The following is a 26,284-nucleotide window of genomic DNA, read 5'->3' on the forward strand; positions in this document are numbered from 1 at the left end:
GGCTCCTCCCCCCGCGCGCGCCCCCCCCGCGGCCCCCGCCCGGGGCGGCGGGGGGGGCGCCGGCGTCCCCCGCCGGGTACCGGGGGGCGGGTGGGGCCCCCCCCCCGCCCCCACCCCGCGACCGGCGCGGTTCCCGGCTGTGCAACGTTTGCCATTGACGCGCATCAAGTTTTGTTCGTCGCTTGCCGTGACAATGTGCTGAAATGAGCGGTGGCCCGCGCGTTGCGCGCCCCGTTCTTTCCGTTTGCGCTTCCCCAGGTCCCGCACCATGCAGACGACCGTCAGCCAGACGCACGAGGAAAACCGGCAAATCGCGGCCTGCCTGCGCGAAGCCGCGCAGCTGCTTGCCGAACAGGGGGCGAATCCTTACCGGGTTGCCGCCTACCGCGCGTCGGCCGATACGATCGAGTCGCTCGACGACGGCATCCGCACGCGCTTCAACGCGGGCGGTGTCGATGCGCTCGGCGCGCTCCCGGAGGTCGGCACGGGCGTCGCGCAGGCGATCGCCGAATGGCTGGTGACCGGGCGCTGGCGCCTGCTCGATCGGCTGCGCGGCGATGCGGAACGCGTGTCCGCATTCGAAGCCGTGCCGGGCATCGGCCACGGGCTCGCGCTGCGGATTCACGACCAGTTGCACATCGATACGCTCGAGGATCTCGAACGCGCGGCCCGCAGCGGCCAGCTCGACGCGATTTCGGGCGTCGGCCCGCGTCGCGCGGCCGGCATCCGCGCGGCGCTCGACGACGTACTGAGCCGGCGCCGGCGCTGGCAAGGCCACGCGAGCGACGCCGACCTCGGCACCGAACCGCCGGTCGAACTGCTGCTTTACATCGACCGCCTGTACCGCAACAAGGCCGCCGCCGGCATCCTGCCCATGCTCGTGACGCGTCGCGTGAACGCGGACGTCAGCGTGTCGCCGCCCGTGATGCACATGACGAAAGGCGGCTGGCACTTCACCGCACTGTGCCCGTATCCCGCACGCCCGCACGAGGCCGGCCGCACCGCGGACTGGGTCGCGCTCTATTTCTACGATGCGTTGCAATGCGAGCACCAGCGCACGGTCGTCACCGAAACGTTCGGTTCGCTCGTCGGCAAGCGCATCGTGCGCGGACGCGAGATGGAATGCCGCGTCTATTACGCGGGATGACGCGCTCGGGGCATTAGCCGTCGCGGCATGCCCGCCCCGTCGCACGCTCGAGCACCCTACTCAGGCAAGCCGAACCCTCTACGCGCCTTCCGTCTTCGTGCGACGCGCCGGATGACGGTGCGCGGCGATGCGCAGCAGCTTGCGGAACGACGGACACTCGAGATGACTCGGCGCCGGACACACGGCCGCATGCCGCAGCGCATCGCGCACCGCACCGAGACGGCGGATCGTACGGTCGAGCTCGTCGGCCTTGTCGTCGAGCTTCGCGCGATCGATCGCCGGCCGGCCGTCCGCGCCGAACATCGCGAGGATGTCGTCGAGCGCAAAACCGGCCTCCCGGCCGAGCGCGATCAGCGCAAGGCGCTCCAGCACCGACTCGTCGTACTGGCGCCGCAGCCCGAGACGGCCGTTCGACACGATCAATCCCTTTTCCTCGTAGTAACGCAGCGTCGACGCGGGCAATCCCGAGCGACGCGCGACATCGGCGATATCCAGACGGCTCATGCTTGACCTCAAGTTAACTTGAAGTTGCAAGATAGCCGCTCGACTCCTTCGACACAAGACTGGACCGCCGTGAACCCGCCGAAACCGACTCGTCTCCCGTCGCGCCCCGCCGCAACCTTTCGTCCCGCAGGCGCGCGATGACCTCACCCGACTTCCTGGTGCGCATCCTGCTGATCGGCGCGGGCGCGACGCTCGTGACGGACCTGTGGGCGCTGCTGCGTCGCAATGCATTCGGGATTCCGTCGCTCGACTACGCGCTGGTCGGCCGCTGGCTCGGCCACATGATGCGCGGCCGGTTCCGGCATGCGTCGATCGTCACCGCGCCGCCCGTGCCGGGCGAACGCGTGTTCGGCTGGATCGCGCATTACGCGATCGGCATCGCGTTCGCGGGGCTGCCCGTTGCGATCGCGGGCGCGGAATGGGTCGGTGCGCCGACGCTCATGCCCGCACTTGTCGCGGGCCTCATCAGCGTCGCCGCGCCGTTCTTCGTGATGCAGCCGGCGTTCGGGTTCGGCGTCGCCGCATCGCGCACGCCGCAGCCGGGCGTCGCGCGCCGGCGCAGCATCGTCACGCACCTGGTGTTCGGGGCGGGGCTTTATCTGGCGGCGTTCGGGCTGGCGGCGCTGGGCCGTTGAGCGCCGCGCACCGGCCCAGCGGATCGGGCCGGCGCGGAGGGGTTGAAACGGAATCGGCCCAGGCCGAGCCACCTCGTCATCGCGAACGACGCTCCGCCGTGTCCGGTCGATTCAGCGGCCGAGCACGCGCCTGCGTCATTCGCCGCCGCTGTCGATCAGGTTGTGGCGCACGCGCCCGAGCAGGCGCACGAGCGTGTCGCGCTCGTCGCGCGTGAAGCCGCGCAGCCCGTCGTCGGTGACGGTGTCCCCCACTTCCAGCATCTGCGGAAAGATGTCGCGCGACTTATCGGTCAGCCGGATCACGAACGCGCGCCGGTCGTCGTCGTTGGCGATCCGTTCGATCCATCCGCAGCTTTCCATCCGGTCGAGCAGCCGCGTCAGCGAGATCGGCGTGATCTCGAGCCATTCCGCGAGCCGCGCCTGATTCATCTCGCCCTTCCACGTCAGGTACGCGAGCACGCGGCTTTGCGCGCGCGTCAGTCCGATGCGCTTCGCGCGCCGGTCGAACAGGCGTCCTTGCAGGCGGGCCACGTCGCTGATCAGGTAGCCGATCCGGTTCTCGTAAGTCTTGTCCATGCGGCGATTATAGGGGCAGGCCGCGACTGACCCGCGGCTCGATCCAGGGCGATAAGCACGGATATAATAAGCATGCTTATAATTCGAGTCGCACCGGATCGCCGCCCACGGCGACCGCCCCACGGAGACACCCGCTTGAATCCAGCCGCCGCCGACACCCCTGCCTCGCCGCCTGCCCTCAATCGGCCGATGCTGACCCTGTCGATCATGCTCGCGACGCTGATCCAGACGCTCGACAGCACGATCGCGAACGTCGCGCTGCCGCACATGCAGGGCACGCTGTCCGCGTCGCAGGACGAGATCACCTGGGTGCTGACCTCCTACATCGTCGCCGCGGCGATCGCGACGCCGCTGACCGGCTGGCTGTCCGACCGCCTCAGCATGAAGCGGCTGCTGACGCTCTCGATCGCCGGCTTCACGATTGCGTCCGCGCTGTGCGGGCTGTCCGAGTCGCTGGTGCAGATCGTCGGCGCACGATTGCTGCAGGGGGTGTTCGGCGCCGCGCTGGTACCGCTGTCGCAGTCGATCCTGCTCGACATCAACCCGCGCGAGAAGCAGGGCCAGGCGATGGCGATCTGGGGGATGGGCGTGATGGTCGGCCCGATCCTCGGCCCGACGCTCGGCGGCTGGCTCACCGACAGCTACAACTGGCGCTGGGTGTTCTTCATCAACGTGCCGATCGGCGCGTTCGCGCTGGCCGGCGTGCTGACCTTCCTGCCCGCGCGGGCACCGCGCCCGCACGTGAAATTCGACGCGTTCGGCTTCGCGACGCTCGCGCTCGCGATCGGCGCGTTCCAGGCGATGCTCGACCGCGGCGAACAGCTCGACTGGTTCGGCTCGTACGAAATCCGCATCGAGGCGCTGGTCGCCGCCCTCGCCTTCGCGTTCTTCCTCGTGCACACGGCAACCGTCGGCAAGGCGTCGTTCTTCAAGTCGGAGCTGCTGCGCGACCCGAACTTCGCGACCGGCACGCTGTTCATCTTCGTCGTCGGCGCGGTGCTGTATGCGACGCGCGCGCTGTTGCCGCCGATGCTGCAGAACCTGATGGGCTATCCGGTCGCGACGACGGGCCTCGTCACCGCGCCGAGCGGCGCGGGCACGATGATCGCGATGCTGTTCGTCGGGCGCTTGCTGAAATACGTGGACGCGCGGGCGCTGCTGTTCGCCGGGCTGGCGATTTCCGCACTCGCGTTATGGCAGATGATGCAGTACACGATCGTGCTGTCCGAGGCGGACATCGTGTGGCCCGGGGTGGTCCAGGGCTTCGGGCTGGGGCTCGTGTTCGTGCCGCTGAGCGCGCTGTCGTTCTCGACGCTCACGCCCGAGCTGCGCGCGGACGGCACGGCCACCTACAGCCTGATGCGCAACATCGGCAGCAGTATCGGCATCTCGATCGTGCAGACGCTGATGACGCGCAACACGCAGGTCGCGCATGCCGACCTCGCGACCCACATCACGCCGTTCGACCCGGCCGTGCAGGCGATGGCCGGCAGCCACCTCGACATCGCGCTGCTCGACCGCACCATCAACCAGCAGGCCACGATGATCGCGTACCTGAACGACTTCAAGCTGATGTTCGTCGCGACGCTGCTGATGATCCCGCTGTTGCTGCTGATCCGCCCGCCGCAGAAAACGGCGAGCGTCGACGTCGCGCACGCGGCGATGGACTGACGAGGCGACGGGCGCGCACGGTGCGCGCCGGCGCCCCGGCGGGCCGGCTCAGGCCTTCATCGTCCCGGTGCGCACGTAGCGTTCGTGCCACGACAGCGCCTCGGCGAGCAGGTGCGGCGTGTGCTTGCCGAAGCTCTCGCGCGACGCACGCTCGAAGTAGTCCTCGAGCATCGGACGGTAGTCGGGATGCGCGCAGGTCGCGATGACCTTGCGCGCACGCTGCTTCGGCGACAGGCCGCGCAGGTCGGCGAGCCCCTGCTCGGTGACGACCACCGCGACGTCGTGCTCGGTATGGTCGACGTGGCTCGCCATCGGCACGATCCGCGAGATCGCGCCGCCCTTCGCGGTGCTGGCCGACATGAAGCACGACAGGTAGCCGTTGCGCGCGAAGTCGCCCGAGCCGCCGATGCCGTTCTGGATCTTCGTGCCCATCACGTGCGTCGAGTTCACGTTGCCGTAGATGTCGGCTTCGATCATCCCGTTCATCGCGATGCAGCCGAGCCGGCGCACGAGTTCCGGATGGTTGCTGATCTCCTGCGGGCGCAGCAGGATTTTTTCGCGGAACGTCGCGATCTCGTCGGCGAAGCGCTGCACGGCGGCCGGGCTCAGCGACAGCGCCGTGGCCGACGCGAAGCTCAGCGTGCCGTCGTCGAGCAGGTCGAGCATGCCGTCCTGGATCACCTCGGTGTACGCGGTCAGGTTCGAGAAGCCGGCCGAGCTCAGTTCCGCGAGCACCGCGTTCGTGATGTTGCCGACACCCGACTGCAGCGGCAGCAGGTTTTCCGGCAAACGGCCGCGCTTCACTTCGTGGCGCAGGAAGTCGATCAGTTGCTGCGCGATCTGCCTGGACGTGGCGTCCGGCGCGGAGAACGCGTTGCTACGGTCCGGCGCGTCGGTCTCGACGATCGCGACGATCTTGTCGGCCGAACAGCGCAGGTACGGCTCGCCGATCCGGTCGTCGCTTTTCGTCAGCGGAATCGGCTTGCGGTGCGGCGGCAGCGCGGTGCCGTAATAGACGTCGTGCATCCCGTCGAGGCCGAGCGGCTGGCGCGAGTTGACTTCGAGGATCACATGCTTCGCCTGCTCGAGCCACGTCTTGTTGTTGCCGATCGATGCGGACGGAATCAGCAGCCCGTCCTCGCGGATGCCCGCGACTTCGACGATCGCGACGTCGAGATCGCCGTACAGCCCGAACCACGCGTATTGCGCGACGTGGCTCAGGTGGACGTCCTGGTAGTCGACTTCGCCGCTGTTGATCTTGTCGCGCAGCGTCGGGTCGGACTGGTACGGCAGGCGCATCGAGATGCCGTTGGTGCGGGCGAGCGCGCCGTCGAGTTCCGGCGCGGTCGAGGCGCCCGTCAGCACGTTGATCCGGAAGTCCTCGCCGCGCGCATGGGCGGCGTCGATGTGGGTGGCGAGCGCGGCCGGGACGGCCTTCGGATAACCCGAGCCGGTGAAGCCGCTCATCGCGACGGTCATGCCGGGACGGATCAGCGCGGCGGCTTCGTCGGCGGTGCGGACGAGCGAACGCAGGGCGGGAGCGAGGATGCGTGATGAAGACATGGCTGTATATCTGACGCTTCTGGTCTGTCGTTGACGTCGCGGGGGGTGTCTCCTGAGCGACGCGAAGCCCTTGGGGCCGCGAGGGGCGGCCCGGCACCACAGGCACGGTCGGAGTATCGCAGAGGCCATCGCCGCGAAATGTCCGCTGAATGCAAAAGATACTTACTGAATGCACCGGGTATCGAACGGCCGTTCTGTGACAGGCGGAACAATCTGCCGAATGCACTCGAAAGGTGCGCGAAAGCGAATCGCCAATTTGCCGGCCGCGGATTACGAACGACTGAACGTCAATCGACTGCGACCTTTCCGGATTGACCGTGTGAACGCAGGGAATCCGCATGCCACGGCCGACCGTCGATCGCCGCGGCCAATTGTCGCCCGGCACCGCTTTTTCGGGCCTGATGTATATCAACCCGGTGACGCGTGCGACGCGCCGCCGGGCCCGCGAGCGAGGCCCGCTGGCCCTTGACAGTCGCGCCATGCGAACCACACTGGATCACGTATGGGCCGGATGCGCGAACGCCGTTTCGCGCATCCGATTCGCAACCGGCCGATGCCCGGAATCGCGGTAACACTCCCGCATGTCAGGACATTGATTGAATAAAAAGCAACAAATTACAATTCCGTATATATTTCGCCGATGGACCAAAGAAAAACCACCAAACTCTCGGAACCGCCGCTGCCACGCACCTGGGATGCGCGGCTCGCGCGCGCGCTCGTCCGACCGCTGATCGACACGCCTGTCACCCCGAATCACCTCACTACCCTTCGTCTGCTGATCGGCCTCGCCGGCGCCTGGTGCCTTGCGCAAGGCGGCTTCGGCTGGAGCAACGCAGGCGCACTCCTGATCGTGCTGTCGAACTTCGTCGACCACACCGACGGCGAACTCGCGCGCATCAGCGGCAAGTCCAGCAAGATCGGTCACTTTTACGACCTCGCGGCCGACGCGCTCGTGACGGTCGCGCTGTTCGTCAGCATGGGCCTCGGCATCGTCGCCCAGGGCGGCCAGATGGCCGCGTCGCCGGTGCTGCTCGGTGCGCTGGCCGGCGGGGCCGTCGCGCTGATCTTCTTCCTGCGCATGCGGATCGAATCGGTCGCCGGCAAGGCCGGCACCAAGCAGGCATTCGCCGGCGGATTCGAGACGGAAGACGTGCTCTACCTGCTGCCGCTCGTGACGCTCACCGACAGCGTCCAGCCGTTCCTGCTCGCGGCGTCGATCGGCGCCCCGCTGTTCGCCGCGTGGGTCGTGATCGACTGGTGGCGCATCGTGCGCCGCGGCAACGCCCCGCACAGTTCAACCGAAATCCAGGCTTCCAAATGACTTCTAGCACGCGCGACGACTCCGTGCTGAGCCCGGCACGCCCCGCGCCTGCGCGCGCGGCAGCAGCCGATCCCGATCGCACCGTGGCCGGCTGTGTCGGCCGCCTCGACCTCGACCGCCTGCGCAGCGACTACACGCGCCAGGGGTCGTTCCTGTATCTGGACGCATTCCTGCCGCCCGACGCGCACGCGAAACTCGCGGCCGCCGCCCGCACGCTGCAGCCTGGCCTGAACCGCAATTACCTGCCCGGCCACAAGCAGGGCGGCAGCGTGAGCCGGCACACGATCGACGAGCAGGCCCCGTACATCGCGGAGCTGTACCGCTCGAAGGCGCTGATCGGCTTCCTCGAGAAGATCACGGGCGACAAGCTGATGGTGTCGCCGGAGAACGATCCGCACGCGTACGCGCTGTACTACTACACGAAGCCGGGCGACCACATCGGCTGGCACTACGACACGTCGTACTACGACGGCCGCCGCTATACGCTGCTGATCGGCGTGATCGACGAATCGTCGTGCCGGCTTGACTACGAACTGCATACGCGCAATCCGGACGTGCCCGACGAACCGGGCTCCGTGCAGATCGCCGACGGCGGCATCGTGCTGTTCGACGGCGACAAGCTGCGCCACCGGATCACGCCGCTCGGCCAGAACGAGACGCGCGTATCGCTGACTTTCGAATACGTGACCAACCCCGGCATGCGGCCGTGGAAGCGCTTCATCTCGAACATGAAGGACGCGATCGCGTATTTCGGTTTCCGCCAGGTGTTCAAGCAGCTGGCCACGCGACGGTCGAGCGGGTCATGACACGCGCCGGCCTGATCCTGCTGTCCCTCGGAACGGCACTCTTCATCGCCCTGCTCGCGTGGCAGGGCGTCGGCGCGGTCGCGTCGACGCTCCTCGCGGCCGGCTGGGGCCTCGCGCTCGTCGCGGCGTTCCACGTCGTGCCGCTCGTGATCGACGCGTTTGCGGTATCCGTGATGTTCCGCCGCGGTCAACCGGCCGCCGAGCTCGGCAACGCGCTGCGCGCGCGCTGGGTCGGCGAATCGGTGAACAGCCTGCTGCCCGCCGGGCAGATCGGCGGCCCGGTGCTGATGGTGCGCTACCTCGCGCAGCGCGGCACGCGGATGGCCGATGCGGCCGCCGCGATCACCGTCGGCACGACGATGCAGGCGCTCGCGCAGATGGCGTTCGCGCTGATCGGCATCGCCGCGTTCAGCCTGTATGCGACGCACGATTCGGTCGCTCACCTGCGCACGCCGGCGCTGATCGCCACCGGCGTGCTCGGCGCCCTCGCCGTCGCGTTCTACGCGGCGCAGCGGCGCGGGTTGTTCGGCCGCGGGATGCGTCTCGCGTCGAAGCTGCTCGGCCCGCGCGACTGGTCGTCGCTGGCGACCCGCGCGGATGCGATCGACAACGCGGTCGCCGCGCTGTACCGCGATCGCGCGAAGGTCGCGAAGACCTTCGCGTTGAGCCTCGTCGGCTGGATCGCCGGCACCGCGGAAGTGTGGCTCGCGCTGCACTTCCTCGGGCACCCGGTCAGCTGGCTCGACGCGCTGCTGCTCGAGAGCGTCGGCCAGGCGATTCGCGGTGCGGCGTTCGCGATCCCGGGCTCGCTCGGGGCGCAGGAAGGCGGGTACCTGCTGCTCGCCCCGCTGGTCGGCCTGCCGCCCGACGCGGCGCTCGCGCTGTCGCTCGCGAAGCGCGCGCGCGAACTCGCGCTCGGCCTGCCCGGCCTGCTCTATCTGCATTTCAGTGAAAGAAACTGGCAGCGGCGCCATGCGCCGCAGCCGCTCGCCGACTGATCGTTCAGATCCGCCGGCTTTTTGGTTGGAGAACCCATGCGAGCCATCATTCTTGCGGCAGGCCTCGGCTTGCGCCTGCAACAACCGCCCGAGGCGCAATACCCGAAGTGCCTGCTGCGCTTCGACGACGTGTCGCTGCTCGAGCGCCATCTGCGCGTACTCGACGCCGCGGGCGTCGATGAAATCGTGCTCGGGCTCGGCTTCCAGTCCGAGAAGGTCGAGCAGGAATTGAAGCGCCTCGGCCGCACCGCCGAGATCGTGATCAACGAGCGCTACGACCTCGGCAGCGTGCTGACCGTGCACACCGTCGCCGATGCGATGACGCGCGGCGGCGACGTGCTGCTGATGGACGCCGACGTGCTCTACGACGAGAACATCCTGCACGCGCTGGTGGCCGACTCGGACAAGGCGGTCGACCGCCTGCTGATCGATCGCGACTTCGAAGCCGGCGACGAGCCTGTCAAGCTGTGCCTGAAAAACGGCGTGCCGGTCGAGTTGCGCAAGCAGCTCGCGGTCGACCTCGACTACGACACGATCGGCGAATCGGTCGGCTTCTTCCGCTTCACCGAAGGCACCGCGCGCCGCCTCGCGAAGATCGTCGCGGGCTACGTCGACAGCGGCCGCGCGAACATGCCGCACGAGGAAGCCGTGCGTGACCTGCTGCTCGAAGGCGGCCATTCGTTCGACGTCGCCGACGTCACGGGTTCGCCGTGGATCGAGATCGACTTCCCGAACGACGTCGCACGCGCGACACAAGACATTCTTCCCCTGATTCAACGCACCACGGCAGGAGCCGCACGATGAACGCTCGCGAACCCAACTTCTCCGAATCGCGCAGCGCACGCCTGCGCCGCATGCTCGTCAGCAACGAACTCGAATTCCTGATGGAAGCGCACAACGGCCTGTCCGCGCGGATCGTCCGCGAAGCAGGCTTCAAGGGGATCTGGGCATCGGGCCTGGCGATCTCCGCGCAGTTCGGCGTACGTGACAACAACGAAGCGAGCTGGACCCAGGTCGTCGACGTGCTCGAGTTCATGGCCGACGCGAGCGACCTGCCGATCCTGCTCGACGGCGACACCGGCTACGGCAACTTCAACAACGTGCGCCGCCTCGTGAAGAAGCTCGAGCAGCGCGGCATCGCCGGCGTGTGCATCGAAGATAAGCAATTCCCGAAGACCAACAGCTTCATCGGCGGCGAGCGCCAGCCGCTCGCGGAAATCGACGAGTTCTGCGGCAAGATCAAGGCCGGCAAGGATTCGCAGACCGACCCCGACTTCTCGATCGTCGCGCGCGTTGAAGCGCTGATCGCCGGCTGGGGGATGGACGAGGCGCTGCGCCGCGCGAACGCGTATGCGGAAGCCGGCGCCGACGCGATCCTGATCCACAGCAAGCTGTCGCGCCCGGACGAGATCCTGCAGTTCGCACGCGAATGGAGCGGCAAGGCGCCGCTCGTGATCGTGCCGACCAAGTACTACAGCACGCCGACCGACGTGTTCCGCCAGGCCGGCATCAGCACCGTGATCTGGGCGAACCACCTGATCCGCGCATCGGCATCTGCGATGCAGGCGACCGCCCGCGAGATCCACGAGAACGAAACGCTGATCAACGTCGAGGACCGCGTCGCATCGGTCAACGAGATCTTCCGCCTGCAGGACGCCGACGAATACTCGGCGGCCGAGCGTATCTACCTGTCGTCGTCGTCGCGCGCGTCGAACGCGGCGATCGTGCTCGCCGCGAGCCGCGGCAAGGGCCTCGAAGCCGTGACCGAAGACAAGCCGAAGGTCATGCTGCCGGTCGCCGGCAAGCCGCTGCTGCGCTGGCTCGTCGACGGCTTCAAGACGCACGGCGTGAACGACATCACCGTGGTCGGCGGCTATCGCGCCGACGCGATCGACACGTCGGGCATCAAGCTCGTCGTCAACGAACGCCATGCGCAGACGGGCGAGCTCGCATCGCTCGCATGCGCGGCCGAACGCCTGACCGGCGATACCGTGATCTCGTACGGCGACCTGCTGTTCCGCAGCTACATCGTGCGCGACCTCGCGGAGAGCGAGGCCGAGTTCAGCGTCGTCGTCGACTCGTCGTTGACGGAGCCGACCAACCAGAGCGTGCGCGATTTCGCGCTCTGCTCGGCCGCCGACGACCGCGGCCTGTTCGGTCAGAAAACCTACCTGCAACGCGTATCGAGCGACGTCGCCGCAGGCACGCCGCACGGCCGCTGGATCGGTCTGCTGAACGTGCGCGGCGCAGGCGTCGACCGCCTGAAGGCGATGCTCGCGACGCTGCAGGCACGTCCTGATTTCGAGACGCTCGATATCCCGTCCCTGCTCAACGAACTGATCGCCGCCGGCGAGAAGATCGAGGTGCAGTACGTGCACGGCCACTGGCGCGGCGTCAACGATCTCGAAGACTTCCGCCGCGCGGGCGACTTCGCGCACGGCCAGACGCCGCTGTCCGAGCCGGGCGCCGGCAACGGGGGCGCGCAATGATCGAAGCGGCCCAGTTCGTCGAGGCCGCGCGCGAGCGCGGCTTCGACTGGTACGCGGGCGTGCCCTGCTCGTACCTGACGCCGTTCATCAATTACGTGCTGCAGGACCCGACGCTGCACTATCTGTCGGCCGCGAACGAAGGCGACGCGGTCGCGCTGATCGCGGGCGCCACGCTCGGCGGCAAGCGCGGAATCGCGATGATGCAGAACTCCGGGCTTGGCAATGCGGTGAGCCCGCTCACGTCGCTGACCTGGACGTTCCGGCTGCCGCAGCTGCTGATCGTCACGTGGCGCGGCCAGCCGGGCGTATCCGACGAGCCGCAGCACGCGCTGATGGGGCCGATCACGCCGGCCATGCTCGACACGATGGAGATCCCGTGGGAGACGTTCCCGACCGACCCCGAACAGGTCGGCCCGGCGCTCGACCGCGCGATCGCGCACATGGACGCAACCGGCCGCCCGTACGCGCTCGTGATGCAGAAAGGCAGCGTCGCGCCGTATGAACTGAAGGCGAACCCGGCGGCGACGCCGCGCGCGCATGTTGCCGCACAGTCCGCGGCACGTGCTGAATCACCCGCCGCGTGGCCGACCCGCCACGACGCGCTGCAACGCGTGATCGCGCACACGCCGGTCGATTCGACCGTCGTGCTCGCGTCGACCGGCTTCTGCGGCCGCGAACTCTACGCGATCGACGACCGTCCGAACCAGCTGTACATGGTCGGCTCGATGGGTTGCGTGACGCCGCTCGCGCTGGGTCTCGCGCTCGCGCGCCCCGACCTGCGCGTGGTGGCCGTCGACGGCGACGGCGCCGCGCTGATGCGCATGGGCGTGTTCGCGACGCTCGGCACCTACGGTCCGTCCAACCTCACGCACGTGCTGCTCGACAACGGCGCGCACGAATCGACGGGCGGCCAGGCGACCGTGTCGCGGCATGTGTCGTTCGCGGGCGTCGCGGCCGCGTGCGGCTATGCGTCCGCCGTCGAAGGCGACACGCTCGACGTGGTGGATGAGACGCTCGCTGCGCAGAGCAACGGTACGCAGTTCGTGCGCGTTGCGATCCGCACGGGCGTGCCCGACGGCCTGCCCCGCCCGACCGTCACGCCGGTCGAGGTCAAGACCCGCCTGATGCGGCATATCGGCGCCGCACAGGCCGAAGCCCACGCCGAAGGAGCTCATTGATGCTGCTGCTGAACCCCGGCCCGGTCACGCTCACCGAACGCGTGCGCCGCAGCCTGCTGCAACCCGACCTGTGCCATCGCGAAAGCGAATTTTTCGATCTGCAGGATGAAGCGCGTGCGCGCCTCGTCGCCGCGTACGAGCTCGATCCGGCCGAATGGGCCGCCGTGCTGATGACGGGCTCGGGCACCGCCGCCGTCGAAAGCATGATCGCGGCGCTCGTGCCGCAGGACGGCAAGCTGCTCGTGATCGAGAACGGCGTGTACGGCGAGCGCATCACGCAGATCGCGACGCAGTACGGGATCGCGCATGACGTGCTGAAGCATGAGTGGATGCAGGCGCCTGATCTCGCGCAGATTGGTGCGAAGCTCGACGCGGGTGGGTATTCGCACGTTGCGGTGATTCATCACGAAACGACGACCGGCCGCTTGAACGACCTCGGCGCGATCGCCGACGTATGCCGTGCGCGTGGTGTGAAGATGCTCGTCGACGGTGTGAGCAGCTTCGGCGCTGAGGCGATCGACTTTGCCGGCGGTGTGATCGATGCTGTTGCCGCTACCGCGAACAAGTGTCTGCACGGTGTGCCGGGGGCCGCGTTCGTGATCGTGCGCCGTAGCGCGCTTGCCAAGGCCGCGAGCCGTACTTATTACCTCGATCTCGGTCGTCTCGCGAAGCTGCAGGATCAGCGGAATACGCCGTTTACGCCTTCCGTGCATGCTTACTATGCGCTCGTCGAGGCGTTGCGCGAGTTTGATGAGGCCGGTGGCTGGCGTGCGCGGCATGCTCACTACAAGGCGCTCGCTGATCAGGCGCAGGCTGGGCTTGCTGCGCGGGGGATGTCGCTCGTGCTGCCCGAAGGCGCTTCGTCGGTCGTGCTGCGTGCGTATAGGCTGCCGCAAGGCGTCACGTATGAGACGCTGCACGACGGCCTGAAGGCGCGTGGCTTCGTGATCTACGCGGGGCAAGGCGGGTTGTCGAAGGAGCTGTTCCGGATTTCGACGATGGGGGCGATTCAGGCCGCTGACGTCGATCGGTTGCTGGATGGGTTTACGGAGTTGACGCGGTAAGCGCTGCCCTGCTCGTACGTTCGTCCATGAAAGGCCCGCAAGGGCCTTTTTTGTTGGTCATCGTGGGTCACGGGGGAATGCGGGGAGACTGTCGGTATTCGGTCACAACCGGACGTTTATGGGCTAGCTGGCAATGCCTGCTTCAGGCTAATCTGAGTCTCTCGCAGTCCAAGACCTGAGGGGAAGTGATCACAACACGGGCCATTGAACACCAATGGCCTCGATCTCGTTGAAGTCGGCTTGAATGCTGTCGCCGCAGGCGTAGCAGGGAGCATCAGAGCACTAGGAGTGCTAATCATGGAAGAGGGAATGAATGCGGCCGCATCCGGTGCCGCGCTGGTGGCGGAGTTGGCTCTAAACCTTCACCGCCAGTACGGAGTCGGGCTGCGCATCGACGTGCCCGCCGGCGCGGTTCTGACCGCAGTCGAACTGCCAGGTGGTTGCCAATTGGTGGAAGAGGCGGTGCTCCAGTTCGACTCACTCGTCGTTCGCAATGCTATCGTTGCAGGCGCGGCGTTTGAAGGTCTAAAGTCCCCTTCCGGCATTGACGCAGATGCACTGTTCGAGCAAGCATACGAACTCTGGCGCGACGAGATCGGTCACAACGACCAAGCTTCCGGGCGCCTCCTCGCGCTGGATTCAGCCAATACGGACGTCCTCGCCATCGGAGCCCAACGCATACGTAACGGCTCAGATGTTTTCGACGTTCTCCACCTTGTCGAAGCCACCTTACCCTACCTGCAAAGAATTGAAGCGCGATCGATCATCGATCTTTTCGTTGCCAAGTACGAACCGACCAAGAACGATATCGCGGGGGGGCCAATTCATAGTGCTCTTGAATCTTGGCTGGAGACACGGGCAGGTGACGCTCTGGCACTTCATGCAAACGTGCTGGAGCATCTATCCGAAGCTACGGCGAGCCTGTTAGGGAATGCGATCGTCGCACTCGCGAAGACGGACTATTCAGCAGCCGTTGAGATCGCGAGAAGGGATGCGCAGGCAGAAGGACCTTTACGAGCGCGAGTCGGCGTTTGGGCGCTTGGCCGCCTGCTGCTCGACGAGCGTGCGCCATCAACTTCGATCGACGTTGTCATACGAGCGGTCCTCGAACTGATTGAGCGCGGACAAGGTGAACTGAGATCACAGGCGATTCAAGCGGCCGTGAGCGCCATGCACGTCATGACCGCATTTGATCCCATCCTGCAACGTCTAGCCCAAGGCGGCGACCAGGATGTACTTTGTGCTGTGGCAACGGCACTCTTCCTCAAGGCAAAAGAGCTGGGCGAGCGCGGCATCACGCAACGCTGGCTCGAATTGATAACGTCGCTGAAGCCCGAGTTCAAGGGCGCTATTCGCAACCTGGATCACGCTATGGCCAGATTGCTCTCCGATCCAGCCAAGGCGCCCATGGTCGCGTCTGTGCTAGGGAAGTGGGTCGCTGAACATGGCCGCAGGGGAGCCATCGACTCTGAGACGGCGAGTCTCTTTGGCGACACAGTACGAGAACTGGCCCAACTCGAGGCTAGTTGGGCGTCACTGGTAACGGACTGGCTGCTGAGTGGCGCGCAGGAGCATCCCGCAGCGTTGGCTGGATTTCTCACCCCACTCAGTCACCATTTGCATACTGAGTTGGGTCTAGACAAGGGACACCTGGATGGGCTTGCAACAGAAGACCTCCTGTTTCTCGCGCGACGATTGATCGGCTATGTGCACGACAGGGCGCAACTGACCTCCCTAGCCCTGTCGATGCTTCTGTCGAACGAACCAGAGAAGCGTATCTACCCAGTGCTTCGTGCCTTGCTCGTGGACGAAATTGGATATGACTATCCCGGAAGCACGGCCGCTGCGTGCCGCAAGGCCGGCGAGACTGCTTCCATGGACAGCCACAAGGCGTTTTTGTTTACGGTCGCAGAGACGATTGAGCAAGTCGCTGATGCACAGAGTGCACTGCCGATGCTCAATGAGCTTCGACCGCCCACCCGGCTGCGCAGGCTTTTTGCTCGAGCCCGAGCGAAGCAAATGAACGAATCATTTGAAGAGGCCAGCCAGAACGCTATTTGGCGACAGGTCGCGACACATATCACCATCAAGGCTGGGCGAGGCACATTCAGCTACCACGATGCAAACTATGGCCCCTCAATGAAGCTCTCGTCGATGTCTCACTCGATCGAACTGCCGCGGCGCGAAGCCTTTGACCCGATCGGGAACTCGATCCGCCATCTGGGATTCAGGCTTGCAAGGCGGAGCGGATCATGAGGCTGATCATTTCGCAGTTTCTGCGAACGCTGCGCGAGCGTGATGAGTTCGACCGTTTGCTTCCCGACCTGCTGCTGGCCATGGGGTACGTGCCGCTGGCGAAGCCACAGACCGGTGTGAGGCAGTTCGGCGTCGACCTAGCTGCCGTCGGGAAGTCGCCTGCCGATGGTGTAGAAGAGTTGCTTCTGCTGGTCATCAAACAGGGGGATCTTGGACGCCGCGACTGGGACAATGGCGATCCGACCTCGGTCCGACCGAGTCTCAACGAAGTGCTGGACGTCTACTCGACGAAACTCATAGCGCCTGAGCATGTAGGGTTGCGAAAGACGATCATTCTGGCTACGACGGGGGACCTCAAGCAAGACGTTGAAACGAATTGGACTGGATTCAAGGAGCAGAACTCGGCACGCGCAAGTTTTGAATTTTGGGGCGCGGATCGCGTGTCTAGCCTGATCGAGCGATTCATGCTGGACGAGAACCTCTTTGCTCCAAGCGACCGAGCCGATCTTCGAAAATCTCTCGCACTGGCCAGCGACTCAGAATACGACTTCCGCGACCTAAATCGTATGCTGCTCAGACAATTGGGCCTTACAGCAGACGGAAAGCTACAAATGCCGAACCCGGACACGCGGGCTCTGCAAAAGGCATTCCGGCGAGTTCACCTTGCCGCACAGATCTGTACGAGGTGGGCCCAAGCCGATGGCGATTCGCGGCAGGCGCTTTGGATTAGCGAGCGGACTTTGCTTTGGTCCTGGCACAGGCTACAGCTGACGGATGCGAAGGAGCGGCCCAAGCTTCACGCAGCGATCGGTGGCATGTGGCACTCCTATACGCAGGCAGCGGCGAGATACTTCGATGTGATTCGACCACACCTCGAGGTACGGGACGGCATGGCAGGTTACGACAGGGAAGGCGCCGCGTTCGCCGTCGTGCTTTTCGAGCACATCGGCTTGATCGCTACGATCGGCCTCGCCTGTCGGGTGGAACCGACCAATGACCCAGAGGCCACGGCTATCATCGAGAACAATGTCGCGGTGGTTGCGGATGGTCTGTGTGCGCTTATTCAAAACCATGAAGCGAGTGCTTCGCCCCGTCTCGACGGGCACATCATTGACGTCACGTTGGCACTGATGTTTCTGGTGCTTGCTGGGAGACACGATGTGGCCAAGGGCTGGGTCGCTGAAATGGCGAAGCGACTCGACTACTGCTTCAAGACCAAATCGATGTTTCCTGTGTCGACAGATTCGCTCGAGGATCTCGTGGAACTTGAAGTCAATCCGAAGGACTCCAAGCTGATCGAAAAGCTAATGGGTACGTCCTGGTCCCTTGCCACGATCGCCGCATGGTGTGTTGTTTTCGAACTGGATGACCACTACACAGCCTTGGCGCGAGGTGCGATCGGCTCCTATGACAACGTCTGTGCCCAACTCTGGCATCCAACTAACGATTGGCCCGGCAATTGGTACTTCGGCGGATCATTGGAGCACGGTGAAGCCGAGGCTCCCTACGCACTCCTTCCGTCGATCGTAGACATGAAGCAACGGATTAAGCAATTCCTGGAACGACCGGAGTTCGATTGGATCGAGTCGTCGCAGACGCGAACGGTCGGGCTGTGGGCGCTTGACTTTGTTGCCTGCCGACACTTTCGAATGCCGGTTCCAGCTTCGGCGTGGTATCGGTTTTGCAACGAGGATCCGATGGAAACTGGTGACGCGCAGGACTCTTCGGCGGAATAAAGTGGGGGCCTTCGGAACTTGCTAGCGAGGCGACTTGGCGGCATAGGAACGCCTAGCCGCATACGTTGCGATGCGGACGTTCGCGATCGCTCAACCGGACAATCCCTTTGCTTTCTGGGTGTGCGACGGATATGCCTATCTGACACCTACTTTGAAGAACGCTCCGAGGCGCGGCAAAACCCTGCCGGGTACGCTCGACACTTGTTCCGCGATCTGCCGCGCCGGGTTGTTTTCATCGCTATCGCCGTGCTTGCAGTGCGGCAAAATGAGCGCCCCGTTGCCCGCGCGGCCCCGATGACTGGCGCACTCGAAGGCGTAAACTTCCCGAGCATGGTGCCTTTGCTCGAGCCAAACATCAGTGCGAAACGGCGTATTATGCCGTCCGGATTCGCGGCACCAAGCCGGGCACATCCCGTGCGATGTTGTGCCATGACAGACATGAGAAATGGAATGACGACTACATTTGACGAGGCGACAACGGCGGCGATCGCCGCGTTCGCCCAATTGGATTTCTACACGGCTGTGCAAGCGATGCGCGCCGAGGCAGATTACGACCACGAACGAGACCAGTGGATCTCGCGCTATATCGACGAGCACGGCGGCGACGCGGACGATGCAGCATACGACGCCTTGCACGCCCAGGCCCAGACAACCCCGGAATACGCGCAGTTCGTCGATGCGGTTCGCCGGGAAATCCTGGACTACTTCGGCGTGACTGACGATCAACTGGACTGCATGATCGTGCTGCGCGACGACGACAGCGATGAGCTTTGGGCGGAAGTCAATCGGCAGCGGAGCGCGCTGGGAACCGGTGAAGTGCGCGGAGATCTCTGATCGAAAGATGCGAAACACCTTTTCCATTGGCGCCATGAGAGTCTCCCGCTTCGTCCCGCTGTTGGCACTCGTCTTCGCTCCCGCCGCTCACGCCGCCGACAACCAGCCCTGCGGCGACGCAGCCGTCACGGCCGTCGCCCGCTGGGCCGGCATCGCGAGTGCACGCATCGCCACGCGCGACGCGGACCGGCTCGTCATCGCATCGGCGTGCAAGGCGATGCCCGACGCACCGAGTACAACGATCGCAGCCGTGGCGTTCGATTCGCTGCCGAAGAGCGAGAACCCGGGCGGCAACAACAAGCTGCAGGTCGTCGCGCTCCTCGAGGGTGGCAAGATCGTCGCGGCCGCGCGCTCGATCGTCGAGGAAGATGCCACGACGGAAGTCGGTCCGGACAGCTATCGCATCGACACCGCGCCGTATCGGCTGTCACCCGACGTGCGCGCGTTCGGCGTCGTGTTCCTGAGCAGCGCGCGCGGGCCGAGCTGTCCCGATGCGAATGCGAGCGAAGAACTGACGCTGTGGGTTCGCGAAGGCAATCGCATCCGCCCGGTGTTCGGCACGAACCTGTACGGCTGGGTCAGTGTCGAGGGCGAGGCTTGCGGCGCGGGTGCCGGCGACGCGCGCAGCGAGGACGCAAGGATGACGATCGCGGTCGAAAAGACATCGAGTCACGGCTTCGCCGACCTGTCGATCACGGCACACGTCACGAAGACGCAACGCAAGGACGGCGACTATTCGGAAACGGGCAAGCGAACCACGCGCACGGTCGTCAAATACGACGGCCAATCGTACGGTATCGATATGTTCCGGGACTTCTGGTATTCACCCGCCGCGCGCAAGCGCTTCAAGTAAGACGGCGGCAGACCGCCGCCCCGCCCACCTACTCCACCACCTTCGGCCCGATCGCATCGGTCGGCGCCGGCATCCGCAGCGCGTCGTCGCGCACGCGTCGCGCCTCGCGCGCGGTGTAGCGATCCTTCAGCCGCAGGAACGGTTTTTCAATGAGGAAGTAGCTCGCCGTCGCCGCCAGCAGCGCCCACACGATACCGAGCGGGAACGCATGCGCGACCGGCAGACCCGGGTTCGCGAACGGTTGCTGCCACAGATACAGGCTGAACGAAATCGTGCCGACGAACACGACCGGCGCAGCCCGCAGCCACCGCGCGCACCAGAACTCGCTGCGGAAATTCAGCACGACGATCACGATCGCGATCAGCGCGGCCTCGATCGTCACGCCGTAGGTTGCATTCCAGAAGCCGCCGAGCCGACGTTCGGCAAGCGGCATCCCGAACAGCACGATGAAGACGATCGCCGTCACGATGCGCGTCTCGCCGCGCCACGAGCCAATCCACGCTTCGAGCCGTTCGCGGTTGAGCGCCGCGTAGCAGCCGATCAGGATCGGATCGACGCCCGTATGCAGCATCATCGCGAGCTGCCCGCGCAGCGCCGGCGCGACGAAATACGTCAGCGTGCGCACGAGCGGCACGGCCAGGATCAGCACAGCCAGCCAGCGCGTGCCACGGTGGCGGGTGCCGTACACGAACAGCAGCGGCCAGAACCAGTAGAACTGTTCCTCGAGCGCGAGCGACCAGAAGTGGCCGAGATACCACGCGCCGTCCGGATGCAGCGCGTTGTCGCCGGCCAGGCCGAACCACGCCGAGTAGTTCCACAGATGCAGCGCCGCATACAGCCACTGGCGGCGATCGACGTCGAGCCAGCCGGCCACGGCGAGGATGCCGACGATCACGAGATACACGTAGCAGGCCGGCCAGATCCGCAGCGCGCGGCGCACGTAGAACGACGTCAGCGCGATCCCGCCGGTGCGCGCGAACTCCGCGCGCAGCACGTTGGTGATCAGGAACCCGCTCAGGACGAAGAAGATCAGCACGCCGAGCCGGCCGTCGGCGATCAGCCGCAACGGCGCGAGCCAGCCGGTGTAGCCGCCCGGCAGCACGTGCTCCGCGTGGCCGACGACGACCATCGTGACCGCGACGGCGCGCAACCCTGTCAGCTGCTTGACGCGATGGTTCATCGGATGGTTTCCGTTGGCACGGTGGAGGGATGGCAGGCCGGCGCGCAATTCCCGATTCCGAGCCAGCGCTGACATGCCGCCGCGATTTTGTCTGAAAAATATCGGAATGAAATTATTTCAAAAATTCAGGGGCGCCGACCGCCGCGCAGCGGCCGGAATGAATGGGCATAATGACCGGCATTGTCCGGCGGCAGCGGCGGCCAGATGCAGACGCAACGAATCTTGCGGCGCCGCAATCCCCGCGATACCGGCGCTCCCGCATCCCGGCCCGCGCCTCGTCCGCCGTCCTGTCGACCCTCACCCGGAGCCCTGCCTGTGTACCCACCGATCGAACCCTACGCCCACGGCCACCTCGACACCGGCGACGGCCACCACATCTACTGGGAGCGCTGCGGCAACCCGTCCGGCAAGCCGGCGGTGTTCCTGCACGGCGGCCCGGGCGCGGGCTGCAGCCCCGACCATCGCCGCCTGTTCGATCCCGAGCGTTACGACATCCTGCTGTTCGACCAGCGCGGCTGCGGGCGCTCGACGCCGCATGCCAGCCTCGACAACAACACGACCTGGGACCTGGTGGCCGACATCGAGCGGCTGCGCGAGATGACGGGCGCGGAGCAATGGCTCGTGTTCGGCGGTTCGTGGGGCAGCGCGCTCGCCCTCGCCTACGCGCAGACGCACCCGCAACGCGTGAGCGCGCTCGTCGTGCGCGGTATCTTCACAATGCGTCGCGCGGAGTTGCTGTGGTACTACCAGGAAGGCGCGTCGTGGCTGTTCCCGGACCTGTGGGAAGAATTCCTCGCGCCGATTCCGGAAGCCGAGCGCGGCGACCTGATGGCCGCGTACCATCGCCGGCTGACGGGCGACGACGAAGCCGCGAAGCTCGGAGCCGCGCGTGCGTGGAGCCTCTGGGAAGGCCGCACGATCACGCTGCTGCCCGATCCGGCGCTGGCCGCGCACTTCGCGGACGGCCGCTACGCGCTCGCGTTCGCGCGGATCGAAAACCACTACTTCGTGAATCGCGGGTTCGTCGACGAAGGCCAGTTGCTGCGCGACGCGCATCGCCTCGCCGGCATTCCGGGCGTGATCGTCCAGGGCCGCTACGACATCGCAACGCCCGCACGCACCGCGTGGGATCTCGCGAAAGTGTGGCCGGACGCGACGTTCGAAATCGTGCCGGACGCCGGGCACGCGTACAACGAACCGGGCATCCTGAAGGCGTTGCTCGCCGCAACGGACCGGTTCGCCGCGTAAGCGACTCCACGCAAAGCGGCGCGGCGCGCTGCATCAGGCACGGCCTGCACGCGCCGCGCCGCTCACAACGCGGCTTCGACGATCGCTTTGCCGCTGATCGCGCGCTCGACGAGCTGTTCGTCCCCGACCTTGCGGATCGCATCGTCGAGCAACCCTTCCGGCTCCTCGGTCGCCACCTTCAGCAGGCCGGACAGCCCGCGCGCGTCGAGCACCACCAGCGTCTCCATCGAATCCGCGCGGCTCACGAGCACGCGGCGGAACGCAGGGCCCGCGCCGAAGCTCGCGCAGAGCGCGATCGTCTCGTTGCCGAGCGGGTAGTCGAAGTTCTTGATCATCTCAGCCGCCGTTGCAAGGGAATGGCTGCGCGCGACGGCGCGGCGCCGTGACGTCGACGCACCCGCGCGTGCCGCCGGCGCCAGACCGGGTTCGATCCGTTCGCCGGCACCATCATGCTAGGCGGGCAGTATTAACGAAGACTTAAACGGCCGGCGAGCGGTGTATCGGGCCGATCACCGCGTATCACGACGCTTCGTCGAGCGGCTCGACCGTCACGCCGACCTTCAGCTCCTGATCCGCGCCGCCGCCACGTATCACGCCGCGCAACGGCGTCACGTCCGCATAGTCGCGGCCGATCGACAGCATTACGTAGTCGTCACCCGGCGCACGGTCGTTGGTAGGGTCGAGTTGCAGCCAGCCGCCATCTTCGGGCCATGCCGGGTCGTACACGTCAACCCATGCATGCGACGCATCCGCGCCGATCAGCCGCGGCTGCCCGGGCGGCGGCTGGGTCAGCAGATATCCGCTCACGTAGCGCGCGGCGAGCCCGAGCGAGCGCAGCGCGCCGATCATCACGTGCGCGAAATCCTGGCAGACGCCCTTGCGCAATCGCAACGCATCGAGCGCAGTCGTCGTGATGTCGGTACTGTTCGGCGTGTACGCGAAATCCGCGTGAACTCGCCGCATCAGGTCCCATGCGGCCTGCACGAGCGGCCGCCCCGGCGTGAAGCTCGCCGCCGCATACGCGGCCAGTTCGGGATCGCACGCCACATGCGGCGACGCGAACACGAACTCGCTCGCCGCGTCGTATGACTGCCCCGCGCGAAACCGCAAGCGCTCGCGCACGGCTTCCCACGCCATCGCATGATCGGCGTCGGGGTTCGCAATCGCGGGCGGCGGTGCGCCGCGTGCCCCTAGCGACCATACGGGCGGGCTCACGCGCACCGTGCTGCAGCTGCGCACGAGCAGCGCATCGTGAGGCTGGTTCAGCGCGAACGACGCGCGCGCATTGCCGAACGCATCGATCTCGGTGCAGACCGACTCCGGTGCGGGCTCGATGTCGAGCGCGAACGACAGCACCTGCTGGCGCGGCGTCGCGAGCGGCTGCAGCCGCGCCTGGTGCTGCGCGGATTCGACGCGCGCCGCGTAGCGGTATTCGGTGTCGTGCGTCACCCGCAGCACGCGACCGGGCGCGACGGTGGTCGGCGCGGCGGGTGTTGCAGGCGTCGCCACCGGCGCGTCCTTCGCGCTGCCGGAACCCGGCGCGGGCGACATCTTCGCCGCGTGTTTCGTCGTCACCATAGCGTCCTGCCCGCCTCGCGCACATGACTGAAATAGCGCTCGCCGATCCGGTTCGACAATTCCCACACCGCCTTCACGGTCGCGTCGAGCGCCTCGAGCAGCTTGTCGTGCCGGCCGTCGTCGCCGGTTTCGCACAATTCGTGCAGCGACCACGCGGGCACGTCCGGAATCGTCTCGGCGAGTTCGGACAGCGCATAGCCTTCGCTGTGCTCGACCTTCGTCAGCCGGCCGCGCAGCGCCTGCACGACCCAGCCGAGCGAGCGCGGGTTGTCGGTGTCGAGCACCACGAGCGACAGCAGCGGCGCGACGTCGAAGCCGCGCTGGAACCGCGAGCGGAACGTGATCGTGCTGTCGAACAGTTCGAGCACGAGCTCGAAGCCGTCCTGCCGGTGCACGGCGCCCTCGTCGAATGCGAACTTCAGCACGCTGCACAGGAAGTCCAGCCGCTCGATCTGCCGGCCGATCGACAGCAGCCGCCAGCCGTCGTCGCGCGTCATGTTGTCGGTCTGCGCGCCAGTGATCGCACCGAGCAGCAGCCCCAGCCGCTCCAGCAGTTGCAGCGCCTCGTTGCCGATCTGTTCTTCGGCTTCCGGATGGTCGGCGCTGTCGGCGAACAATTGCGTCGCGTCGTCGATCAACCGCCACTGATCGCTCGACAGCCGCTCGCGGATCGCGGCGGCGGCGCCGCGCATCCCGAACAGGCAGGATGCAATGCCGGACGTGCGGTCCGCGCCGCGCGTGAGCGACGTCGCGAGCGCGTGCTGGAACGCACGCGGCGCATCGACGGCGTTCGGCGCGTCAGACGCGATCAGCCCCGTGTCGCGGCACAGCGTGTCGATGAGCTCCAGGTGCGCGGGGCTGTCGACGTCGTCCTCGCCGCGCAGCCGTTCCAGCGCGGCGCGCGCGAGACGCATCAGGCTGGTCGCGCGTTCGGTGTAGCGGCCGAGCCAGAACAGGTTCTCGGCCGCGCGGCTCGCGATCGCGCGCGGGTGCTCGACGAGATCGTCGGGGCCGAGACGGGTCTGCAGCAGCGTCGTCGAATCGACGATGCCTTCGGTCATCACCCACGTATCGACGGTGCTGCCGCCGCGCGGCATCGGCGCGTTGAACAGCGTATCGCGCGTGCCGACCCGCGACAGGCCGCCCGGCAGCAACCGCCAGCGCTGCGCGCCGTCGGCGAGCGCGAACACGCGCAGCAGCAGCGGTTTCGGCACGATACGCGCGCCGCCGTTACCGTCGGGCGCGTCGCGACCCGGCCAGGTCGGCGCCTGCGACAACGGCAGGTCGGCCTGCACCGTGTAATGTTCGGGCCGGGCGAGGATCCGCGCACGCCACTCGGCCAGCTGCGCCGGCGTGAGCCGCGCGCCGATCACCGGATCGAACCCGCCGCCGGCCTGCGCGTCGGGCGGATACGACGGTTTCACGATGCTGCGCGCGAGCTGCGGCAGCGCGTCGTTGCACGCGGCGGCCTCGCCGCACCACCACGAATGCACGGCGGGCAGCGTCAGCGTTTCGCCGAGCAGCGCTTCCGCGAGGCGCGGCATGAAGCCGAGCATGCCCGGCGATTCGAGAAAGCCCGAACCCGGCGCATTCGCGAGCAGCACGTTGCCCGCGCGCACGGCCTGCAGCAGCCCCGGCACGCCGAGCATCGAATCGGGCCGCAGTTCGAGCGGATCGAGCCACGCGTCGTCGACGCGCCGCAGGATCCCGTGCACGGGCTCGAGCCCGCGCAGCGTCTTCAGGAATACGTGGTTGTCGCGCGCGGTCAGGTCGCCGCCCTCGACGAGCGTGAGACCGAGATAGCGCGCGAGATACGCATGTTCGAAGTAGGTCGCGCTGTGCGGCCCCGGCGTCAGCAGCACGATCCGCGAATTCTTGCGGGCCGGGCTGAGCGCCTGCATGCTCTGCAGCAGCGACCGGTACGCGGACGCGAGCCGCTGCACGCGCAGCCCGCGGAAGCCGCGCGGAAAGAGCCGTGACACGATCAGCCGGTTTTCGAGCAGATAACCGAGCCCGGACGGGCCCTGCGTGTGCTGCGCGACGATCCGCCATTGCCCGTCGGGGCCGCGCGCGAGATCGAACGCAACGATGTGCAGCCACGTGTCGCCCGGCACGCGCGCGCCGCGCATCGCGCGCAGGTAGCCCGGGTGGCCGGTGACGAGCGCGGGCGGCAGCAGCCCGCGCTCCAGGATCGTCTGCGGACCGTACAGGTCGGCCATGGTCGCGTTCAGCAGCCGCACGCGCTGCAGCACGCCGCGCTCGATCGCGACCCAGTCCTCGGGCGTGACGATCAGCGGCAGCAGGTCGAGCGACCACGGACCGGCCGCGCCGTCGCCCGCGCGTTGTTCGTGGAGCTGGTAGAACAGGCCGTTCTCGCGCATGCGTCGCTGCAGCGCGTCGGCGCGGCGGTCGAGGTCGGCCACGCCGTCGCTGCCGATCGACGTGAAGAAGTTGCGCCATGCGGGGGCGAGCAGCGGCGCGGTGAGGCCGGCGGCACTGCCGCGCAGTTCGTCGTAGCGGCCGGCCGCGGCCGGCGCCGCGAGCGCGGCGGCCAGTTCCGCGGCGTCCGGCTGCGCGCCGGTATCGAAGAGCGTGGGCATCGCGTCGGCGTCGGCGAGATTGTCGGGGTGAAGGGGCGGCACGGTCT

The 26,284-nt window shown here is 66.6% G+C and carries 22 protein-coding genes; 15 read left to right on the plus strand and 7 right to left on the minus strand.

Annotated features, from left to right (window positions below):
- Positions 1–268 precede the first annotated feature (268 nt).
- Positions 269–1,147 carry a helix-hairpin-helix domain-containing protein gene (locus ACVK00_RS00005; protein ID WP_354123100.1) on the plus strand — a complete coding sequence of 293 codons (879 nt, stop codon included), beginning with the start codon at positions 269–271 and terminating at the stop codon, positions 1,145–1,147.
- Between the two features lie 78 nt (positions 1,148–1,225).
- Here the strand turns inward: ACVK00_RS00005 and ACVK00_RS00010 are convergent, their stop codons facing one another.
- Positions 1,226–1,651: a helix-turn-helix domain-containing protein gene (locus ACVK00_RS00010; RefSeq protein WP_284893933.1), complete on the minus strand. Its 426-nt coding sequence runs from the start codon at positions 1,649–1,651 to the stop codon at positions 1,226–1,228.
- A gap of 137 nt (positions 1,652–1,788) precedes the next feature.
- On the opposite strand from ACVK00_RS00010, the gene ACVK00_RS00015 reads away from it, so the two are divergent.
- Positions 1,789–2,286, plus strand: a complete 498-nt coding sequence (locus ACVK00_RS00015) for a DUF2938 domain-containing protein (protein WP_354123101.1) — start codon at positions 1,789–1,791, stop codon at positions 2,284–2,286.
- 135 nt (positions 2,287–2,421) lie between these two features.
- Here the strand turns inward: ACVK00_RS00015 and ACVK00_RS00020 are convergent, their stop codons facing one another.
- A complete protein-coding gene (locus ACVK00_RS00020; protein ID WP_284893931.1) occupies positions 2,422–2,862 on the minus strand; it encodes a MarR family winged helix-turn-helix transcriptional regulator in 441 nt (146 codons plus the stop codon).
- Between the two features lie 135 nt (positions 2,863–2,997).
- On the opposite strand from ACVK00_RS00020, the gene ACVK00_RS00025 reads away from it, so the two are divergent.
- Entirely contained in the window at positions 2,998–4,533 is a 1,536-nt protein-coding gene (locus ACVK00_RS00025) for an MDR family MFS transporter (RefSeq protein WP_284893930.1), read from the plus strand.
- A 48-nt stretch (positions 4,534–4,581) separates the two neighbouring features.
- Here ACVK00_RS00025 and ACVK00_RS00030 read toward each other — a convergent pair whose 3' ends face one another.
- Positions 4,582–6,096, minus strand: coding sequence for an acetyl-CoA hydrolase/transferase family protein (locus tag ACVK00_RS00030; RefSeq protein ID WP_284893929.1), 1,515 nt, complete (start codon positions 6,094–6,096; stop codon positions 4,582–4,584).
- A 640-nt stretch (positions 6,097–6,736) separates the two neighbouring features.
- Between ACVK00_RS00030 and ACVK00_RS00035 the strand changes: the two genes are divergently transcribed.
- The 11 genes from ACVK00_RS00035 to ACVK00_RS00085 all read left to right on the plus strand — a co-directional run bounded on the left by ACVK00_RS00035 (position 6,737) and on the right by ACVK00_RS00085 (position 19,631).
- Complete coding sequence (locus tag ACVK00_RS00035) at positions 6,737–7,417, plus strand: CDP-alcohol phosphatidyltransferase family protein (RefSeq protein ID WP_284893928.1); 681 nt, start codon at positions 6,737–6,739, stop codon at positions 7,415–7,417.
- Positions 7,414–8,223, plus strand: coding sequence for a HalD/BesD family halogenase (locus ACVK00_RS00040; protein WP_166724961.1), 810 nt, complete (start codon positions 7,414–7,416; stop codon positions 8,221–8,223). The genes ACVK00_RS00035 and ACVK00_RS00040 overlap by 4 nt, the downstream gene beginning before the upstream one ends.
- Complete coding sequence (locus ACVK00_RS00045) at positions 8,220–9,221, plus strand: HpnL family protein (protein WP_165752911.1); 1,002 nt, start codon at positions 8,220–8,222, stop codon at positions 9,219–9,221. Before ACVK00_RS00040 ends, ACVK00_RS00045 begins: the two co-directional genes overlap by 4 nt.
- A gap of 36 nt (positions 9,222–9,257) precedes the next feature.
- Positions 9,258–10,025, plus strand: coding sequence for a phosphocholine cytidylyltransferase family protein (locus ACVK00_RS00050; protein WP_011658559.1), 768 nt, complete (start codon positions 9,258–9,260; stop codon positions 10,023–10,025).
- Positions 10,022–11,710 carry a phosphoenolpyruvate mutase gene (aepX, locus tag ACVK00_RS00055; protein ID WP_284893927.1) on the plus strand — a complete coding sequence of 563 codons (1,689 nt, stop codon included), beginning with the start codon at positions 10,022–10,024 and terminating at the stop codon, positions 11,708–11,710. Before ACVK00_RS00050 ends, aepX begins: the two co-directional genes overlap by 4 nt.
- On the plus strand, positions 11,707–12,888 hold the full coding sequence (gene aepY, locus ACVK00_RS00060; protein WP_284893926.1) for a phosphonopyruvate decarboxylase: 1,182 nt from the start codon (positions 11,707–11,709) through the stop codon (positions 12,886–12,888). Before aepX ends, aepY begins: the two co-directional genes overlap by 4 nt.
- Positions 12,888–13,952, plus strand: coding sequence for a 2-aminoethylphosphonate aminotransferase (locus ACVK00_RS00065; RefSeq protein WP_284893925.1), 1,065 nt, complete (start codon positions 12,888–12,890; stop codon positions 13,950–13,952). The genes aepY and ACVK00_RS00065 overlap by 1 nt, the downstream gene beginning before the upstream one ends.
- Before the next feature lie 297 nt (positions 13,953–14,249).
- A complete protein-coding gene (locus tag ACVK00_RS00070; RefSeq protein ID WP_284893924.1) occupies positions 14,250–16,208 on the plus strand; it encodes a hypothetical protein in 1,959 nt (652 codons plus the stop codon).
- A complete protein-coding gene (locus ACVK00_RS00075; RefSeq protein ID WP_284893923.1) occupies positions 16,205–17,944 on the plus strand; it encodes a hypothetical protein in 1,740 nt (579 codons plus the stop codon). The genes ACVK00_RS00070 and ACVK00_RS00075 overlap by 4 nt, the downstream gene beginning before the upstream one ends.
- A gap of 450 nt (positions 17,945–18,394) precedes the next feature.
- The gene (locus ACVK00_RS00080) at positions 18,395–18,778 is read left to right on the plus strand and encodes an ATP-dependent protease (RefSeq protein WP_284893922.1); all 384 of its coding nucleotides are present in this window, start codon (positions 18,395–18,397) and stop codon (positions 18,776–18,778) included.
- Between the two features lie 34 nt (positions 18,779–18,812).
- Positions 18,813–19,631, plus strand: a complete 819-nt coding sequence (locus tag ACVK00_RS00085) for a PA3715 family protein (protein WP_284893921.1) — start codon at positions 18,813–18,815, stop codon at positions 19,629–19,631.
- Between the two features lie 28 nt (positions 19,632–19,659).
- Here ACVK00_RS00085 and ACVK00_RS00090 read toward each other — a convergent pair whose 3' ends face one another.
- Complete coding sequence (locus tag ACVK00_RS00090) at positions 19,660–20,811, minus strand: acyltransferase family protein (RefSeq protein ID WP_284893920.1); 1,152 nt, start codon at positions 20,809–20,811, stop codon at positions 19,660–19,662.
- A 315-nt stretch (positions 20,812–21,126) separates the two neighbouring features.
- Between ACVK00_RS00090 and pip the strand changes: the two genes are divergently transcribed.
- Positions 21,127–22,059 carry a prolyl aminopeptidase gene (pip, locus tag ACVK00_RS00095; RefSeq protein WP_284893919.1) on the plus strand — a complete coding sequence of 311 codons (933 nt, stop codon included), beginning with the start codon at positions 21,127–21,129 and terminating at the stop codon, positions 22,057–22,059.
- Positions 22,060–22,121: 62 nt separating this feature from the next.
- Here pip and ACVK00_RS00100 read toward each other — a convergent pair whose 3' ends face one another.
- The 3 genes from ACVK00_RS00100 to ACVK00_RS00110 form a co-directional block, all read right to left on the minus strand.
- Positions 22,122–22,394, minus strand: a complete 273-nt coding sequence (locus ACVK00_RS00100; RefSeq protein ID WP_011658549.1) for a hypothetical protein — start codon at positions 22,392–22,394, stop codon at positions 22,122–22,124.
- A gap of 184 nt (positions 22,395–22,578) precedes the next feature.
- Positions 22,579–23,637, minus strand: coding sequence for a transglutaminase family protein (locus ACVK00_RS00105; protein WP_284893918.1), 1,059 nt, complete (start codon positions 23,635–23,637; stop codon positions 22,579–22,581).
- Positions 23,631–26,237, minus strand: a complete 2,607-nt coding sequence (locus ACVK00_RS00110; RefSeq protein WP_284894052.1) for a circularly permuted type 2 ATP-grasp protein — start codon at positions 26,235–26,237, stop codon at positions 23,631–23,633. Before ACVK00_RS00110 ends, ACVK00_RS00105 begins: the two co-directional genes overlap by 7 nt.
- Positions 26,238–26,284: the final 47 nt, after the last annotated feature.

Source organism: Burkholderia sp. PvR073 (genome assembly GCF_054055695.1).

Bases quoted from the DNA above. Each gene is read 5' to 3' on its own strand.
- ACVK00_RS00005 (WP_354123100.1), top strand. From the start codon at position 269: ATGCAGACGACCGTCAGCCAGACGCACGAGGAAAACCGGCAAATCGCG.
- ACVK00_RS00010 (WP_284893933.1), bottom strand. From the start codon at position 1,651: ATGAGCCGTCTGGATATCGCCGATGTCGCGCGTCGCTCGGGATTGCCC.
- ACVK00_RS00015 (WP_354123101.1), top strand. From the start codon at position 1,789: ATGACCTCACCCGACTTCCTGGTGCGCATCCTGCTGATCGGCGCGGGC.
- ACVK00_RS00020 (WP_284893931.1), bottom strand. From the start codon at position 2,862: ATGGACAAGACTTACGAGAACCGGATCGGCTACCTGATCAGCGACGTG.
- ACVK00_RS00030 (WP_284893929.1), bottom strand. From the start codon at position 6,096: ATGTCTTCATCACGCATCCTCGCTCCCGCCCTGCGTTCGCTCGTCCGC.
- ACVK00_RS00035 (WP_284893928.1), top strand. From the start codon at position 6,737: ATGGACCAAAGAAAAACCACCAAACTCTCGGAACCGCCGCTGCCACGC.
- ACVK00_RS00040 (WP_166724961.1), top strand. From the start codon at position 7,414: ATGACTTCTAGCACGCGCGACGACTCCGTGCTGAGCCCGGCACGCCCC.
- ACVK00_RS00045 (WP_165752911.1), top strand. From the start codon at position 8,220: ATGACACGCGCCGGCCTGATCCTGCTGTCCCTCGGAACGGCACTCTTC.
- ACVK00_RS00050 (WP_011658559.1), top strand. From the start codon at position 9,258: ATGCGAGCCATCATTCTTGCGGCAGGCCTCGGCTTGCGCCTGCAACAA.
- aepX (WP_284893927.1), top strand. From the start codon at position 10,022: ATGAACGCTCGCGAACCCAACTTCTCCGAATCGCGCAGCGCACGCCTG.
- aepY (WP_284893926.1), top strand. From the start codon at position 11,707: ATGATCGAAGCGGCCCAGTTCGTCGAGGCCGCGCGCGAGCGCGGCTTC.
- ACVK00_RS00065 (WP_284893925.1), top strand. From the start codon at position 12,888: ATGCTGCTGCTGAACCCCGGCCCGGTCACGCTCACCGAACGCGTGCGC.
- ACVK00_RS00070 (WP_284893924.1), top strand. From the start codon at position 14,250: ATGGAAGAGGGAATGAATGCGGCCGCATCCGGTGCCGCGCTGGTGGCG.
- ACVK00_RS00075 (WP_284893923.1), top strand. From the start codon at position 16,205: ATGAGGCTGATCATTTCGCAGTTTCTGCGAACGCTGCGCGAGCGTGAT.
- ACVK00_RS00080 (WP_284893922.1), top strand. From the start codon at position 18,395: ATGACGACTACATTTGACGAGGCGACAACGGCGGCGATCGCCGCGTTC.
- ACVK00_RS00085 (WP_284893921.1), top strand. From the start codon at position 18,813: ATGAGAGTCTCCCGCTTCGTCCCGCTGTTGGCACTCGTCTTCGCTCCC.
- ACVK00_RS00090 (WP_284893920.1), bottom strand. From the start codon at position 20,811: ATGAACCATCGCGTCAAGCAGCTGACAGGGTTGCGCGCCGTCGCGGTC.
- ACVK00_RS00100 (WP_011658549.1), bottom strand. From the start codon at position 22,394: ATGATCAAGAACTTCGACTACCCGCTCGGCAACGAGACGATCGCGCTC.
- ACVK00_RS00105 (WP_284893918.1), bottom strand. From the start codon at position 23,637: ATGGTGACGACGAAACACGCGGCGAAGATGTCGCCCGCGCCGGGTTCC.
- ACVK00_RS00110 (WP_284894052.1), bottom strand. From the start codon at position 26,237: ATGCCCACGCTCTTCGATACCGGCGCGCAGCCGGACGCCGCGGAACTG.